Annotated in this window: 11 protein-coding genes and 1 tRNA gene; 7 read left to right on the forward strand and 5 right to left on the reverse strand. The window is 63.4% G+C overall.

Annotation, left to right across the window (positions count from 1 at the left end; translation table 11 throughout):
• Nucleotides 1-216 precede the first annotated feature (216 nt).
• Together AC5WNI_RS03960 and AC5WNI_RS03965 are read right to left on the reverse strand one after the other, a co-directional pair.
• Nucleotides 217-2,163, reverse strand: a complete 1,947-nt coding sequence (locus tag AC5WNI_RS03960; RefSeq protein WP_495928742.1) for a cation:proton antiporter — start codon at nt 2,161-2,163, stop codon at nt 217-219.
• 281 nt (nt 2,164-2,444) lie between these two features.
• Nucleotides 2,445-5,690: an FAD-binding and (Fe-S)-binding domain-containing protein gene (locus tag AC5WNI_RS03965; protein WP_495928744.1), complete on the reverse strand. Its 3,246-nt coding sequence runs from the start codon at nt 5,688-5,690 to the stop codon at nt 2,445-2,447.
• A 357-nt stretch (nt 5,691-6,047) separates the two neighbouring features.
• Here AC5WNI_RS03965 and AC5WNI_RS03970 point away from each other — a divergent pair, with 357 nt between their 5' ends.
• The 5 genes from AC5WNI_RS03970 (at nt 6,048) to AC5WNI_RS03990 (ending at nt 12,474) form a co-directional block, all read left to right on the forward strand.
• Nucleotides 6,048-6,905, forward strand: coding sequence for a hypothetical protein (locus AC5WNI_RS03970; RefSeq protein ID WP_175088277.1), 858 nt, complete (start codon nt 6,048-6,050; stop codon nt 6,903-6,905).
• A gap of 197 nt (nt 6,906-7,102) precedes the next feature.
• The gene (crcB, locus tag AC5WNI_RS03975) at nt 7,103-7,489 is read left to right on the forward strand and encodes a fluoride efflux transporter CrcB (protein WP_285460136.1); all 387 of its coding nucleotides are present in this window, start codon (nt 7,103-7,105) and stop codon (nt 7,487-7,489) included.
• 132 nt (nt 7,490-7,621) lie between these two features.
• Entirely contained in the window at nt 7,622-8,899 is a 1,278-nt protein-coding gene (serS, locus tag AC5WNI_RS03980) for a serine--tRNA ligase (protein WP_176676351.1), read from the forward strand.
• 246 nt (nt 8,900-9,145) lie between these two features.
• Entirely contained in the window at nt 9,146-10,351 is a 1,206-nt protein-coding gene (gene cobA / locus AC5WNI_RS03985) for a uroporphyrinogen-III C-methyltransferase (protein WP_495928747.1), read from the forward strand.
• Between the two features lie 293 nt (nt 10,352-10,644).
• A complete protein-coding gene (locus tag AC5WNI_RS03990) occupies nt 10,645-12,474 on the forward strand; it encodes an acyl-CoA dehydrogenase C-terminal domain-containing protein (protein WP_495928749.1) in 1,830 nt (609 codons plus the stop codon).
• 138 nt (nt 12,475-12,612) lie between these two features.
• Here the strand turns inward: AC5WNI_RS03990 and AC5WNI_RS03995 are convergent, their stop codons facing one another.
• Nucleotides 12,613-13,158, reverse strand: a complete 546-nt coding sequence (locus AC5WNI_RS03995) for an Mpo1 family 2-hydroxy fatty acid dioxygenase (protein WP_175088273.1) — start codon at nt 13,156-13,158, stop codon at nt 12,613-12,615.
• Between the two features lie 221 nt (nt 13,159-13,379).
• On the reverse strand, nt 13,380-13,832 hold the full coding sequence (locus tag AC5WNI_RS04000) for a GreA/GreB family elongation factor (RefSeq protein ID WP_175088272.1): 453 nt from the start codon (nt 13,830-13,832) through the stop codon (nt 13,380-13,382).
• Between the two features lie 171 nt (nt 13,833-14,003).
• Between AC5WNI_RS04000 and AC5WNI_RS04005 the strand changes: the two genes are divergently transcribed.
• Together AC5WNI_RS04005 and AC5WNI_RS04010 are read left to right on the forward strand one after the other, a co-directional pair.
• On the forward strand, nt 14,004-14,390 hold the full coding sequence (locus AC5WNI_RS04005) for a YnfA family protein (protein WP_348994686.1): 387 nt from the start codon (nt 14,004-14,006) through the stop codon (nt 14,388-14,390).
• A 134-nt stretch (nt 14,391-14,524) separates the two neighbouring features.
• Complete coding sequence (locus tag AC5WNI_RS04010; protein WP_368448396.1) at nt 14,525-14,896, forward strand: hypothetical protein; 372 nt, start codon at nt 14,525-14,527, stop codon at nt 14,894-14,896.
• A gap of 270 nt (nt 14,897-15,166) precedes the next feature.
• Here AC5WNI_RS04010 and AC5WNI_RS04015 read toward each other — a convergent pair.
• Nucleotides 15,167-15,251 (reverse strand) — tRNA-Leu (locus tag AC5WNI_RS04015).
• Nucleotides 15,252-15,279 lie beyond the last annotated feature (28 nt).

The raw sequence follows: 15,279 nt of genomic DNA on the forward strand, positions 1-15,279 counted from the left end.
ATAGCGCTGGCCACAGGACGTATGGCCAAAACTGGCGCGTACTCTACCAGTATTTTTGCCCTCTGTCGGAGTCTGCCACTAACGTTTGACGCATTTTTTGTGAATCGTGCGAGGCGTGCCTGCGTCAACACGCACGAGGCCCGCCATGAGCGAGCCTCGTGCTTTCCCCTTGGTACCGTCGTGATATTCCGACGTGATGCTGAGTCTATCCCCCTGTCAGGTGCTGGCGCCCGGCAGTCGACTGGCCGGCAGAGGGCCAGACCCCGAGTCCGGCGGCGTCCGTGAAGTCTGTGATGACTTGCCGGCCGTGTCCTTGTCGGCCTGGGGAGTCTCCGTATTGTCGGTCCTGGGCTGGGAAGACTTGTTCAGCTCCGGCGAGTCGGCATGGATCAGGCTGATCAGCGTCTCGCCAGCCTTTGGCTCCAGTGCCACGGCCGTGTTGGCGATCCGGATGCGGCCCTGACTGCTGATGCAGAACAGCGGCAGCAGGCGCTCTTCATGAATCCTGCGGTAATCCTCGAGGCTGAAGCTCTCGGTGATGCGGGCGCGTCGGAACTGTGCACCCTGAGACAGCAGGCTCGCCAGCTTGGCATAGGTGATCTTGCCATCGAACAGCAGCGGCAGATGCCCCAGCGCCTGGTCCTGCTGGCGCTTGGCATTCTTGCCATTGTCCTCGGCGAGTCGGAAGACACGCCCGTGGCCCAGGATGTGCTCGAAGTGCAGCGCGGCCAGGCTATTGAGTTCGCGATAGGGCGACAGCGGCATCAAGTGGCCGATACCGGTCAGCTCGAGATGCTGGGCGGCATGTTCAGACAGCGGGTTGCCGTAGTAGACCGGCAGACCCGCCATGCGCGCTTCCTGCACCGCGTCCCAGTTGGTATCGGTCAGGCGCACCGAGAAGCCGGCGTCGACCAGTTCACGGGCGACCTGGCGTGATACCGAGTTGGCGCCCAGGATCAGGAACCCCGAGGGCGGTGGCTCGCCGACGCCCAGCACCTTGACGATGGGGCGCGACAACAGACTCTGGACCACCACCGTGCCGATGATGACCAGGAAGGTCATCGGTACCAGCATCTCGGCGCCCTCGATGCCCTGGGATTCGAGCTTGAGGGCGAAGAGCGAAGCGACCGCTGCCGCGACGATGCCGCGCGGCGAGAGCCAGGCCAGCAGGGCCTTCTCGCGTAGCGTCAGCCCACTGCCCAGGGTACACAGCCAGACCGTCAGGGGGCGTGCGACCCACATCAACACCGCCAGGAAGATCCACGCCGGCCACGACAGCAGGGACAGCTGCTCGACGGTCAGGCGCCCCGCCAGCAGCAGGAACAGTCCCGAGATCAGCAGAACCGTCAGGGTTTCCTTGAACTCGATGATCTGCTGGGTCGGTACACCGCGCATGTTGGCCAGCCACACGCCCATCACGGTGACGGTCAGTAGGCCGGATTCATGGAACAGGGTGTTGGAGATGGCGAACAGCCCCAGCATCACCATCAGGGTGCCGAAGTTGTGCAGCTTCTGCGGCAGCCAGAAATGACGCAGCACCAGCCCCCAGCACCAGCCACCCAGTGCCCCCATGCCGAGCCCAAGGCCCACTGTCTGGGCGAACAGCAACAGGGTGTGCGAGGCCGCATTGCCGGTCATGCCGAGCGCGACGTACTCGTAGACCAGTACCGCCAGCAGCGCGCCGACCGGGTCGATCATGATGCCTTCCCAGCGCAGGATCTGGGTCAGGTTGCCGCGCGCGCGCAGCGTCTGCAGCAGCGGCATCACTACCGTCGGGCCTGTCACCACCAGCAGGGCGCCGAGCACGGCGGCCATCTCCCAGCGCATGTCGAGCAGATAGTGGGCGGCCACGGTGCCGATCACGCCGGTGATCACCACGCCGGTGGTGACCAGTCGTCTGACGATATGGCCATGGCCGCGCAGGTCCTTGAAGTCCAGCGTCAGGCTGCCCTCGAACAGGATGACCGCCACCGCCAGCGAGACCAGCGGGAACAGAAGGTCGCCGAGCAGCTCATCCGGCTTCAGCCAGCCCGTGACGGGGCCAGCGAGGATGCCGACGATCAACAGCGGCAGGATGGCGGGCAGACGCATGCGCCAGGCCAGCCACTGGCAGCCGAGGGCCATCAGACCGATCAGGGTCAGGGCCAGAGCAGGTTCGGTCATCGAGTGTCTTCCTTGGAGTCAGCGAAAATGAGCGGTGCCACTGTTGCGGTCACCGCTCATCGTTTCGTTGTGTCTCAGCCGTCTGTCAGTGGCCCTTGCTTCTGCTTGTCTGCACAGGCTTGAAGCAGGGGCCAGGCGCCACTCAGGTGCCGCGTGGCAGGCCGAAAGGGCGCAGCCTAGCGATTGATTCCGTGGTATGCAACGTCGCGTTGCCTTATCGCGCTCTCCTCATTTCCTTCCTCTATCGTACCCACGTTATGGCATCGGGCAGATGCCATCACTCATTGGGCGCGACGCAGCAGCGGCAGCAATGCCTGCAGCGGATGCGGCAACTGGCTGCCCGAGAAACGCTTGCTCTGACTGCGGCACGAATAGCCACTGGCGACCAGCTTGCCCTGATTGGCGTCGTCTTCGACCACGGACTTCCACGACAGGTCATAGATGGCACGCGAGGTCTCGAGATTGCGCGCTTCGTGGCCGTAGGTGCCGGACATGCCGCAGCAGCCGGTGGCGATGGTCTCGAGCTTGAGGCCGAAGGCTGAGTAGACCTGCTGCCAGGCCTTGGCCGAGCCCGGAGCATTGGTGCTCTCGGTACAGTGGCTCAGAAGCTTCAGGCCCGGGTCCATCTTGCCCAGCACCGTCTTGGTGACGCCGACCGGCAGCAGCTTGCGCAGGCTGATCAGCCATTCCTGCAGCAGCAGGACGTCGGGCACGGCGTCCGGGCCGAGGGTCTTCACGTACTCCTGACGGTAGGTCAGGGTCATCGCCGGGTCGATGCCGACCAGCGGCACGCCGAAGTCGGCTATCGCCTTGAGACGCTCGGCCTGGGCACGCGCGGTACGCTGGAAGGCGCCGGTGAAGCCCTGTACCTGCAGCGGCTTGCCGTTGGGGGCAAAGGGAGCGACGAAGACATGGATGTCGAGTCGCGACAGCAGCTCGATGATGTCGATCACCAGCTGGGCCTCGAAGTGGCTGGTGAAGGCATCCTGCACCAGGATCACGCTTCTGGCCTTCTGAGATTCGGTCAGACGGCCCAGCTGGGTAGGTGTCGCCTCGGACACACCCCAGCTCTTGAGCTGTCTGCGCAGGCTGGCGCGTGACAGGCGCGGCGCATCGACCATACCGATCGGGCCTTCCAGCAGACGACTGACCAGGCGATTGGACAGCAGGCCGTTATACAGCGGTGTGACGCGCTCGGCCCACGGCAGCACGAATTCGAGGCTGCCGATCAGGTAATCGCGCAGTGGGCGCTGATAACGATGGTGATAGACCTCAAGGAAGCGACTGCGGAAATCGGGCACGTTGACCTTGATCGGGCACTGGCCCGCGCAGGACTTGCACGCCAGGCAGCCGGACATCGCGTCGTAGACCTGCTGATCGAAGTTGGCGTCAGACTGACCCTCAGCCTGTGCGGTGCCGGTACGCCGCGCCTTGAGCGAGGCGCTGAGGCGCGCCGGCAGACGTGCCAGCCACATGCCGGTGCCCTTGAAGCCTGGCGTACGCGCAGCCTGGGCCTCGGCGATCACGTCGCGTCCGGCGTTGCCTTCCAGGCGCAGCCACTCACGCATCAGGCTGGCTCGTCCCTTGGGTGAGTGGATGCGCTGGCGGGTCGCCTTCCACGACGGGCACATGGCGTCATTGGGGTCGTAGTTATAGCAGGCGCCGTTGCCGTTGCAGTAGACGGCGCTGGCGTATTCCTGCCACACGCGCTCATCGATCTGGCGGTCGAGATCGCCGCGCATGGTCACGTCATCGATACGCATCAAGCGGGGGTCGAAGGCCTCGACGGCGCTGTCAGCGTGATCACGCTTGTCGCTCTCACTGCTCTCTTCGCTGCTCCCTTCGCTGGCCCCAGCGTCACGCTTGCCAGCGTCGTCGACCAGCGCCACTGGCAGGCGCGGGGAGGCGATCTTGCCCGGGTTGAGCTGATTGTGCGGGTCAAAGGCCGCCTTCACATCCTGCAGCGCACCGTAGAGGCTGCCGAAGAAGCGTGGCGAGTACTCTGAGCGCACACCCTTGCCGTGCTCGCCCCACAGCAGGCCACCGTACTTGTGGGTGAGGGCGGCGACCTCATCGGAGATCTCGCGGATCATCGCCTGCTGGGCGGGGTCCTTCATGTCCAGCGCCGGGCGCACGTGCAGCACGCCGGCATCGACATGCCCGAACATGCCATAGCGCAGGCCACGGGCATCCAGCGCGGCGCGGAATTCGGCGATGTAATCGGCCAGATGCTCCGGCGGAACGGCGGTGTCCTCGACGAAGGGCAGCGGGCGGGCTTCGCCGTCGACATTGCCCAGCAGGCCCACCGAGCGCTTGCGCATGCCATAGACACGACCGATCTGCGCGCGACCGCGGGCTTCGGTGAAGCCGAGACGCTCGACGCTGGTATCGCTGGCCAGGTGCTCGCTGAAGGCGCGGACCTTGGCATCCAGTACCTCTTCGCTGTCGGCATTGAATTCGATCAGGTTGATGCCGCCGATGGCCGGTGTGCCCTCGGCGCTGGCCGGGAAGAATTCCTCGACGCTGTCCCACACGAAGTCCTGCATGGCGAGGTTGAGCACGGTGTCATCCACCGTCTCGATGGAAGTCGGGCGATTGCCCTCGACCGCCATCAGCGCCTTAGCGTCGCGCAGTGCGTCCATGAAGCTTGCATAGCGCAGGTTGATCAGCGTCGAGCAGGGCGCGATGGGCAGCGCATTCAGCTCGGCCTCGACCACGAAGCCCAGCGTGCCCTCGGCGCCGCACAGCAGGCTGTTGAGGTTGAAGCGACCATCGGCCTCGCGCAGGTGGGCGAGGTCGTAGCCCGTCAGGCAGCGGTTGAGCGGCGGGAAGATGTCGGCGATTTCCTCGGCGCGCTCGTCGGCGATGGCACGTGCGGTGCGGTAGACCTCACCGACGCGATCCTCACGCGCGCACAGTGTCTCGAGCTCGGCGCCGTCGATGGCATGGCTCGTCAGTCGTGTCCCGTCGAGCAGGACGCTGTCGAGCGCCAGCACGTGGTCACGCGTCTTGCCGTATTCGCAGCTGCCCTGGCCGGAGGCATCGGTATTGATCATGCCGCCAATGGTGGCGCGGTTGGAGGTCGAGAGTTCCGGCGCGAAGAACAGGCCATGCGGCTTGAGCGCGGCATTCAGCTGGTCCTTCACCACGCCGGCCTCGACGCGCACGCGACGGTTCTCGACATCGATCTCGAGAATGCGGTTCATGTGCCGCGAGACATCCACCAGCACGCCGTCATTGAGTGACTGGCCATTGGTACCGGTACCGCCGCCGCGTGGCGCGAGGGTGACGCCCGAAAAGCGTGGCTCGTGGGAGAGGCGCGCGATGCGCTGGACATCCTCGGCATGGCGCGGGTAGACCACGGCCTGAGGCAGCACCTGATAGAGCGAGTTGTCGGTCGACAACACGGTGCGGTTGGCGTAGTCCGGACTGATGTCACCGGCAAAGCCTGCATCTCGCAGGGCGGCCAGGAAGTCCAGATAGAGGGAATCGACGGGGGCGGGCATATCCAGCAGGCGTTCGGTCATGATCTCGCTCGGGCAGTGAGTCGCGTCAGGCAGGCATCCAGGGCCAATGGGCCTAAGCTTACCTGAGCTGGGCGTGTGGCCCCAGCCCAGCGCGGCATTGCATCACTCGCGAGACGGGGATTCAGGTGAAAGGAGTGAGGAATGACTACGCTGTGAGGAGTCATAAAATCAAGGTGTGTGCGTCAGAATCCAATCAACAAGGGGGGCGATGTGCACATGCTGCGGGCGATTGTCAGGCGTCAGTCGCCGCTTCAGTGGTACCGTTGGCATCGCAAGGCAGACTGTCACGCCACATCCCCTCTGCTTCTTTCCTTGAAGCTGTCTTCCCCCTTCCGCTGAGTCATCAGGAGTTAGCTCATGACATCGTCCACCTATTCCTCGACCTCCACCTGTCATCGCGAGTCTCGCCAGCCGCCCACGCGATTGGGAGTGCTGGGGGTGGGGGAGTTGGCGGAGTCATTGCTGGTCGCGTTGGCGCGCGGTTGTCAGCGTGAAGGACGTTCGCGGCATGAACTGGAATTTCATCTCTCGCCACGCAATGACGTGCGCAGTCACCGACTGGGCTGGCGCTTCGGTGCCATCCGGCACGTAAGCAATGTTGCGGTGTGCGAAGCCAGCCTGTGCGTGCTGGTCGGCGTGCGGCCGCAGCAACTGGAAGCGCTGGCCATGGAACTGCGTGAAAATCGCGCTCTGAGCAAGGATCATCACCTGATGGTGATGGCGGCCGGAGTTTCACTAACTGACCTGCAGCGTTGGTTTGCACCGGCCAGAGTCGTACGGGTGATGACGGGGCTGGCAGTGTCCGAGGGGCAGAGTGCTCTCACGTTGTACCCGGAAGACTCACTCACGCGAGATCTGCTCGGTCCGGCAGTCCGGCAAGCGGTTGCCTTCAATGAAGAGGCCGCCTTCGAGGCTAGCATGCTGGCAGTCTGCATGAATGCCTGGCAGCTGGCCCAACAGCAGGCGTTGCTTGATTGGTTCCAGACTGTCCCGGGCATCACCGGGCCTCAGGCCCGCCAGTTGTTGATGACCCAGATGCGTGATGCCCTTGCGCTGATGGAAGCCCACCCCGATACCCCGCCGGGTGAGCTTGCCTCGCGCATCGGCACACCTGGCACCTGGACGGCACGCGGACTTGAGCAACTAGGGGGCAAGGAAGGTGCTCATCGTCAATGGCAGCAGGTGCTGGAGGGGCTGAGAAGCGAATTGAACTGATTCCAGCGCTGTCGATCATCTCGGGCAGCGAGTCATGTTTTGTTGAACTCGCCTTTCCCATGTCCCGAGTTCCCCGCATGCCGTGATTTTCTTACACTGGCAGTTCATGACATGCCTCGGATATGGCGGTGTGCCTGAGGCATGATCTTTTATATGGACAGCTAGATGAGCCGTTGGCGGCTCATGACATGAGGCAGATGCGAAACATGGGAACCTGGTTGGCAGTAGCAGCGGGCGGTGCCATCGGGGCGCTGGGCCGGTATCTTGTCAGTGGCTGGATCGTCGGCGCCGCCGGGCGTGGTTTCCCGTGGGGGACCCTTGGTGTCAATCTGATCGGCAGCTGCCTGATGGGTTTCCTGTTCATCTGGGTGACCCAGGAACTCAAGCTGGCCCCCGTCTGGCAGGCGATCATGGTGGCCGGCTTCACCGGTGCCTTCACCACCTTCTCCACCTTTGCCCTCGAGGCGCTCAATCTGATGATGAGTGGACGCATGCTGGCGGGGCTGGTCTATGTCGCCGTCAGTGTGGTGGCGTGTCTGGGCATGGTCGCGCTGGGCATGAAGATCGCACGCGTCCTGCTGTGATTCCCGTCGCTGCGCGCGCCAATCCTGTCGCCTGGGCGGCTGCGAAGCAGGGCCTGGCTGAGGTAGACTATTGCGCATAACCTTTCCGCGCCGCGATGCGGCCTGAGTGATCCGACGAGAGAGCCTTCCCACATGCTGGACCCGAAACTTCTGCGCGCTGATCTTGAAGCGACTGCCGAGCGCCTCGCACGTCGTGGCTATCAGCTGGATACCGAAGCCTTTGCCGCGCTGGAAGCGCGCCGCCGTGACCTGCAGGTCGAGACGGAATCCCTGCAGAACGAGCGCAACACCCGCTCCAAGTCCATCGGTAATGCCAAGGCACGCGGCGAAGACATCGCGCCGCTGCTGGCAGAAGTCAGTGATCTGGGCGAGCGTCTCGACGCCGCCAAGTCCGAGCTCAATGAGCTGCAGGCCAAGGCCGACGCCATGGCGGCCAGCCTGCCGAACCTGCCGGACGCCGAAGTGCCGGAAGGCGCTGATGAAAGCGACAACGTCGAGCTGCACCGCTGGGGCACGCCGCGTGAATTCGACTTCGACGTGCGCGATCACGTCGACCTCGGTGAGCTCAAGGGCCAGCTGGACTTCGAGCTGGCGGTCAAGATCACCGGTTCACGCTTCGCCGTGATGCATGGCTCCATCGCGCGCCTGCACCGTGCGCTGGTGCAGTTCATGCTCGACAAGCAGACGCTGGAGCATGGCTACGAAGAATATTACGTACCCTATATCGTCAACCGCGACTCCCTGATGGGCACCAGCCAGCTGCCCAAGTTCGAGGAAGACCTGTTCAAGCTCAACGACGATCGTGATTTCTTCCTGATCCCGACCGCCGAAGTGCCGCTGACCAACATGGTGCGTGACGAGATCATCGACGCCGGCAGTCTGCCGCTCAAGTTCACCGCCCATACCCCGTGCTTCCGCAGTGAAGCCGGTGCCTATGGCCGTGATACCCGCGGCATGATTCGCCAGCACCAGTTCGACAAGGTCGAGATGGTACAGGTCGTCGCGGCGGAGAAGAGCGACGAAGCTCTCGAAGAGATGCGTGGCCACGCCGAAGCTATCTTGCAGGCGCTGGAACTGCCGTACCGTGCCGTGACCCTGTGCACCGGCGACATGGGCTTTGCCGCCGCCAAGACCTACGACCTGGAAGTCTGGCTGCCGAGCCAGGCGACCTACCGCGAGATCTCCTCCATCTCCAACTGCCGTGACTTCCAGGCGCGCCGCATGCAGGCGCGTGTGCGTGTCGAAGGGCAGAAGAAGCCGCAGCTGGTGCATACCCTGAATGGGTCCGGCCTGGCCGTGGGCCGTTGCCTGGTGGCCGTGCTGGAGAACCATCAGAACGCCGATGGCTCCATCAGCGTGCCGCAGGCGCTGCGTGGCTACATGGGTGGAGTGGAAACCATCAACGTCTGAGGTGCGTGAATCGCCGTGGTGGATTCTCGCGACAAGGCCCCCGCTTTCCCATGAAAGCGGGGGCCTTCGTTTATCGCGGAGATAGCGTCCTTGCCCGATCACACCACTCATTGCCCCTCTGCGTGACTACAACGTAGCATCAGGGTTGTTATTCTTATTGGTTATTTTAGAGAGTGGTTCTTATGCTCTAAAATGCGACTTATCGAAGGCTGCTCCCCAGCCTCGCCGCGTTTGTGGATGTGCCCCATGGAATTTCTCAATCTCTCCTGTGACCCCTCACGACTCCAGTTGTGCCTGATCGGTGGCGGCCAGGAGGCTGTCGCGCTGGCTGAGCGTTTCGCCGGCCTCGGTGCAGATCTGTGTGTCTACGGCGATGCCCGCATGCCGATGCTGGAGACCCTGTGTGGTCGTGAAGGTTGGGAGGTTGCCGATACCCTGTTGCCCGTGCCGGCCCCCGGCCAGCTATGGCTGGTCGCCACCGGCAGCGAAGGGCGCGATCGCGGCATCCTGCGTCATGCGCGCGAGCAGCACGTGATGGTGTTCGCGCCTAGCCACCCCCGGGACTCCAGCGTTCGCCTGCCGCCGCGCCTGGTGGCAGGCGAGGCGGTGTTGCCCGTGAAGGAGGAGGACCGCTTCACGGGCACGCATGGCCAGGTGGCGTTGGTCAGCGCGGGGCCGGGCGATCCAGAGCTGCTGACGCTCAAGGCGCTGCGCCATCTGCAGCAGGCCGATGTCATCATTCACGATCGCCTGGTCAGTCATGAGATTCTGGCGCTGGCCAAGCCACAGGCGCGTCGCCTGTACGTCGGTAAGGCGCGCAGCGATCACAGCGTGCCCCAGGAAGGCATCAATCAGGCGCTGGTGGATTACGCCCGCGCCGGGCATCGCGTGGTGCGCTTGAAGGGCGGTGACGCCTTCATCTTCGGACGCGGCGGGGAAGAGCTCGAGACCCTGGCCGGCGCCGGCATCAGCTTCGAGGTGGTACCGGGTATCACGGCGGCTTCCGGTTGCGCGGCTTACGCGGGTATCCCGCTGACCCATCGCGACCACGCCCAGTCGGTGCGCTTCGTCACCGGCCACTTGAAGGATGGCAGCTGTGACCTGGATTGGGAGGCGCTGTCGCGTCCGGCCCAGACGCTGGTCTTCTACATGGGGCTCGGCAGCCTGGGTCTGATCTGCGAGCAGTTGATCGCCAATGGTCTGGCGGCGTCCACGCCGATCGCGCTGGTCGAGCAGGGCACTACCGCGCGTCAGCGTGTGCATGTGGCAACGCTGGCCGACATGCCGGCGCAGATCGCCGGTCAGGGCCTCAAGCCGCCGACGCTGATCATCGTCGGGGATGTGGTCAAGCTGCACGATTCGCTCAAGTGGTTCTCGCCGAATGCCAACAGCAGCCTGGGATGGGAAGATGGCAAGCACCCGACGCCGCTGGCCAATGTGGTATCGATCTAGAGCGACCGTAGCGAAAGCGCTGAAAGCAGCGACATGAGCAGTGACCAGACGCCGCCTCGGTAACCCCGGGGCGGCGTCTTGCGTTGTTGGGCTGGTGATCGCGGGTCTGATCATCGTGCTGGCGCATGGCCGGGCGGCTCTTGGGCCAAGGTCGAGATGACGTGGCATCTGATTGCGCCTATTGTTTCAAGCAATCGTTTGAATTCTGCTGAGCGAAGCCCGTCGTTCATCACGGGGTGAGAGGCAAGTCTTTCGCGAAAGCCCTAAGCACATGAGTCAGTGAGGACAGTGATATGGCCAAGTATCAGGCGCCACTCAAGGATGCACGCTTCATTCTCGATGAGGTGTTCGCCGCCGAGCGGGAATGGGCGAGCATGGCAGCCACCGAAGAGGTGAATGTCGAGCTGGCCGAGGCGATTCTCGAGGAAGGTGCGCGCGTGACCCAGGCCGAGCTGCTGCCGCTCAACCTGAGCGGTGATGCCGAGGGCGCGCGCTTCGAGAACGGCCACGTCACGACACCCAAGGGCTTCAAGGAGGCCTATCGGGTGCTCGCCGAAGGCGGCTGGATGGGGCTGGGCGGCAATCCTGAATACGGTGGTCAGGGCATGCCCAAGATGCTCACCGTGGCCTTTGAAGAGATGCTCTACGCCACCAATACCAGTTTCGCGCTCTATCCGGCGCTCAATGCCGGTGCCTGTCTGGCGGTGGACAGTCACGCCCCGGAGACCGTCAAGCAGGTGTTTCTGCCGCGCATGTATGCCGGCGACTGGCTGGGCACCATGTGTCTGACCGAGCCGCATTGCGGCACGGATCTCGGCCTGATTCGCACCCGTGCCGAACCTCTCGAGGGCGATGACCCGCTGCTGGGGCTGCCGCGCTATCGTCTCACCGGCACCAAGATCTGGATCACCGGCGGCGAGCACGACATGGTCGACAACATCGTGCATCTGGTGCTGGCCAAGTTGCCGGATGCGCCGCCGGGCACGCGTGGCATCTCGTTGTTTCTGGTCTCCAAGCACCTGCTTGATGCCGACGGCCAGCCGGCGACACCGAATGCGCTCAGCTGTGGTTCCATCGAGCACAAGATGGGCATCAAGGGCAGCGCGACCTGCGTGATGAACTTCGACGGCGCCGAAGGCGTACTGATCGGCGAGCCGCATCAGGGGCTGGCGGCGATGTTCACCATGATGAACTACGAGCGCCTCTCCATCGGTCTGCAGGGGCTGGGGCTGGGCGAGGTAGCCTATCAGAGCGCGATGGACTTCGCCGCCGAGCGCTTGCAGAGCCGGGCACCGACAGGCGCCAAGGCGCCCGACAAGCCGGCCGACCCGATTCTGGTGCATCCTGACGTGCGCCGCATGGCGCTTGAGGTGCGCGTCTGGAACGAGACCGGGCGCGCCTTTGCCGTCTTCGTGGGCCAGCAGCTGGACCGCGTCAAATATCACGCCGATGGCGCGGTGAAGGCCGACGCGGATGCGCTGGTGCAATTCATGACGCCGATCGCCAAGGCGCTGCTGACCGACCGTGGCTTCGATGCCACCGTCATGGCGCAGCAGCTCTATGGTGGCAATGGCTACTGCGTGGAGTGGGGCGCCGAGCAGTACGTGCGCGATGCACGCATCGCGATGATCTACGAAGGCACCAACGGCATTCAGGCGATGGATCTGGTCGGGCGCAAGCTCTACCGCAATCGTGGCGGTCATGTGGCGAGCTTTGCCGCCCTGGTGCGAGCCGAGCTTGATCAGCAGGCCGACGATGCCCGGACCCGCCCGTTCGCCGAGGCCTGCGAGACGGAGCTTGCGCGTCTGGAGCGAGTATCCGAGCAGTTGCTGGCCCGCGCCGATGACAATCCGGAAGAGCTGGGCGCGGCGGCCTGTGACTTCCTCAATCTGGCGGGGCTGTGTGTCTACAGCTACCTGTGGTTACGCATGGCGCGTGCTGCGGCGCGTGGACTGGCGCAAGCGGGGGCCAGTGGTGAGGGCTTCTATCGCCGCAAGCTGGCGCTCGGGGAGTACTTCGTGGCCCGCGTGCTCCCGCGCGCCGTCGCCCTGGAAGCCCAGATCAATGCTGGCGCCGCGCCATTGATGTCCTTCAGCCTCGAGGATTTCGCGCCGGAGCAATGACGCAAGCCACAAGTCACCGTGACCGTCAGTAGCGTCATATGAAAAGCCCAGCGACCGTGTCAGGTCGCTGGGCTTTTTGTATTCTCGGAATCCCTGTCCATCGGGCCGTGTCGGCAAGCTTGCATGCCCACTGGCCGCTCATGACCGCTCGGTGGGCTCATCCTGCTTCAGCAGCCAGTCACGCATGGCGGGGAACAGCTCGACCAGCACGAACAGCGGGCCGATCAGCAGCTGACGCAGGTCATCGAGGAAGGCCGGTTTGCGGCCCTCGATACGATGGCCGACGACCTGACCGATCCAGGCGACCACGAAGGCTGCCAGCATCATGGGTGTCACCGGCCAGTTGAGCCCGAGCATCACGAACATCAGCGCCAGGCTTGCCAGAGTCCAGGCGACCATCACGCCAAGCACCCTGAGAGAGAAGCGCGCATAGACGGCCAGGACCGCCAGAGTGACCACGCCACCGGGCAGTATCCATAGACCCAGCCCCGGTTCGCTCGATAGCCCCTGCCCCCCGAGCAGTCTCCACAGCAGAATCAAGCTGGCAGTGAAGATGACAGGCACGCAGACAAGGTGCATACGGATGTTTTCACGATGCTGATGGCTGGCCGCGTAGTGCTCGAGTGCTTCATGCAGACGCCGGTGAGCGGCTGTCTTGACATGAGGGTGCGATAATATACTCATGAGGCATTCTCCAGACAGACATTGAAAATGCCCGCATGCGCAAGTGCGCAGCGGGAACGATGGCGTGTTATGTCAAGGAGCAATGGCGTGAGCCAGCAGGGTCCGGCAACCCTGCTGACTCCTGTCAGCGTAGCGTATTGCCAAGCTGCCAGCCTGTGTCAACACGGAGCTGACTATCGAGTCCGGCGTTTTTCAGGCGTGAAACAAGTGGCCCTGGCCCTTCAGAGGTGAAACTGACCGCAGGCTTCCGGCTGATGCAGGATGGCTTCCAGGCGGATGACGTCACTCTGGCCATCTTCCCGGGGTAGCGTGATCTGCTCGCCAACCGCCATTCCCAGCAGCGCGATGCCCAGCGGCGACATGATGCACAGTGCCAGTGAGGTCTCTTGCTCTTCAGGTTGTGGCAGGTGGCTGCGCAGGGGCATGCACTCACCATCCTCCGGGGTCGGATAGTGCAGTGTCAGCTCGCTATCGCCGGAGCGTGACCCCTTGAGACGCAGGCGGCTACGCATGCTGACGCGGTCTTCGGGGAAGTCATCGGGGGGCACGATCTCTGCCTGGATCAGGCGGCTTTCGAGGCGAAGGGACAGCTCATCATCGTGTTGCTGAGCGTCGATCAGGCGCTGGAGGCGGTCAGCGTCCAGGCGGTTGATGATCAGTCGTTGCCGAGTCATCGTGGGGTTCCTTGTTATCGAGTCACTGCGCGATATCATGCGCAGCAAGACGGCGCCAATCCTGGCTTGGTCAATATGGAGAGACGGACAGGAAATCCATCGGCCGTGATTGTCCATGGATTGTCCGCTAATTAATCCTAGCGGCTTTTGACGGGGTGCGGGAGTCGTCTGATGCCGACAACTTTCATGGCGCTGTCACCCAAGGCTGCCACTCTCACACGAGACTCATCGATGTCGATTCTCTGGATATATCCGCTGGCGGCGCTCGCCGAGATCGCTGGCTGCTTCAGTTTCTGGGCCTGGTGGAAACTGGAACGCAGCCCCGCCTGGCTGATTCCCGGCATGCTCAGCCTGGCGCTGTTCGCCTGGCTGCTTTCACTGGTCGACGTCAGTCACGCCGGGCGCGCCTTTGCCGTCTATGGCGGTGTCTATATCGCCGCGTCCGTGGCGTGGTTGTGGCTGGTCGAGCAGCAATTGCCCAGTCGCTGGGACCTGCTGGGAACACTGGTCTGCCTGGCGGGCAGCGCCATCATCGTGCTGGGCGCCCGTGCGCAATGAGCGTAGATGTCTTTTTTATTAGGATTTTATTAAATAAGTCGGTCGTTGAGCATGAGAGCGCTCATTGTTGGGTATACTGCGCCAGGATGAGGCAATGACCCTCGGGATTCGATCTGACGCAGTGAGGCACCAGCATGCAGTGGGAATGGTTATGGGGGCTGGGCGGCCTTGGCATCGGCGGTTTCATCGGCTTCTGGCTCGGTCGCTGGCGGCCGCGCAGAGAGGAATGGAATCAGGCCGTGCAACCACTGCTATCGGCATTGGTGGAGGCGGAGCCAGACGTTGCGCGTGGTGAGTGGTTGGCGCTTGATCCCTCGCTGCTCGATGCTTTTCGCCAGGTGGCCTCGCGTCGCGAGTTCTATCGCGTCACCAGCGGGATCGAATACGTGAACCTGCAACTCGCCGCGGCGCATGCCGCGCATCATGACCGTGAAGAGCGCCAGCTGTTGATGGATCAGGCGCGTGTCAGTCTGGCCAACCTGCAGGACAGCCTAAGACGACGCTGAGGTTCGTCGAAACGCACGAATGCCGCACCGCGGATTGTCCGGAGGGCGCAAGGCAGAGGACGCAAAGCAGGAGAGAGTAGAGCAGGTTGTGTGCAAGGCAGACTGACGCAGAGCGCGGGCGCGAAGCGGATATGGCAACCGACGGGAAGGTACTGACAAGGATTATGGGTGCAGAAGGCATCAGATGACACGACGCATGCACAATAGACAAAAGCGGGAGAACTTGCTGACTGCGCGAGGCAGCTGGGGAACATCAGCAGAGTATGCTGATGGTGCGGAAGGGGGGACTCGAACCCCCACACCTTGCGGCACCAGAACCTAAATCTGGCGTGTCTACCAATTCCACCACTTCCGCGAGAAGCAGGCCTGCATTTTACCCGTGA

Source organism: Cobetia sp. PDI-12MA (assembly GCF_059507695.1).

Excerpts from the sequence above, each read along its gene's own strand:
- AC5WNI_RS03960 (WP_495928742.1), bottom strand. The coding sequence starts at position 2,163 with ATGACCGAACCTGCTCTGGCCCTGACCCTGATCGGTCTGATGGCCCTC.
- AC5WNI_RS03965 (WP_495928744.1), bottom strand. The coding sequence starts at position 5,690 with ATGACCGAACGCCTGCTGGATATGCCCGCCCCCGTCGATTCCCTCTAT.
- AC5WNI_RS03970 (WP_175088277.1), top strand. The coding sequence starts at position 6,048 with ATGACATCGTCCACCTATTCCTCGACCTCCACCTGTCATCGCGAGTCT.
- crcB (WP_285460136.1), top strand. The coding sequence starts at position 7,103 with ATGCGAAACATGGGAACCTGGTTGGCAGTAGCAGCGGGCGGTGCCATC.
- serS (WP_176676351.1), top strand. The coding sequence starts at position 7,622 with ATGCTGGACCCGAAACTTCTGCGCGCTGATCTTGAAGCGACTGCCGAG.
- cobA (WP_495928747.1), top strand. The coding sequence starts at position 9,146 with ATGGAATTTCTCAATCTCTCCTGTGACCCCTCACGACTCCAGTTGTGC.
- AC5WNI_RS03990 (WP_495928749.1), top strand. The coding sequence starts at position 10,645 with ATGGCCAAGTATCAGGCGCCACTCAAGGATGCACGCTTCATTCTCGAT.
- AC5WNI_RS03995 (WP_175088273.1), bottom strand. The coding sequence starts at position 13,158 with ATGAGTATATTATCGCACCCTCATGTCAAGACAGCCGCTCACCGGCGT.
- AC5WNI_RS04000 (WP_175088272.1), bottom strand. The coding sequence starts at position 13,832 with ATGACTCGGCAACGACTGATCATCAACCGCCTGGACGCTGACCGCCTC.
- AC5WNI_RS04005 (WP_348994686.1), top strand. The coding sequence starts at position 14,004 with ATGCCGACAACTTTCATGGCGCTGTCACCCAAGGCTGCCACTCTCACA.
- AC5WNI_RS04010 (WP_368448396.1), top strand. The coding sequence starts at position 14,525 with ATGCAGTGGGAATGGTTATGGGGGCTGGGCGGCCTTGGCATCGGCGGT.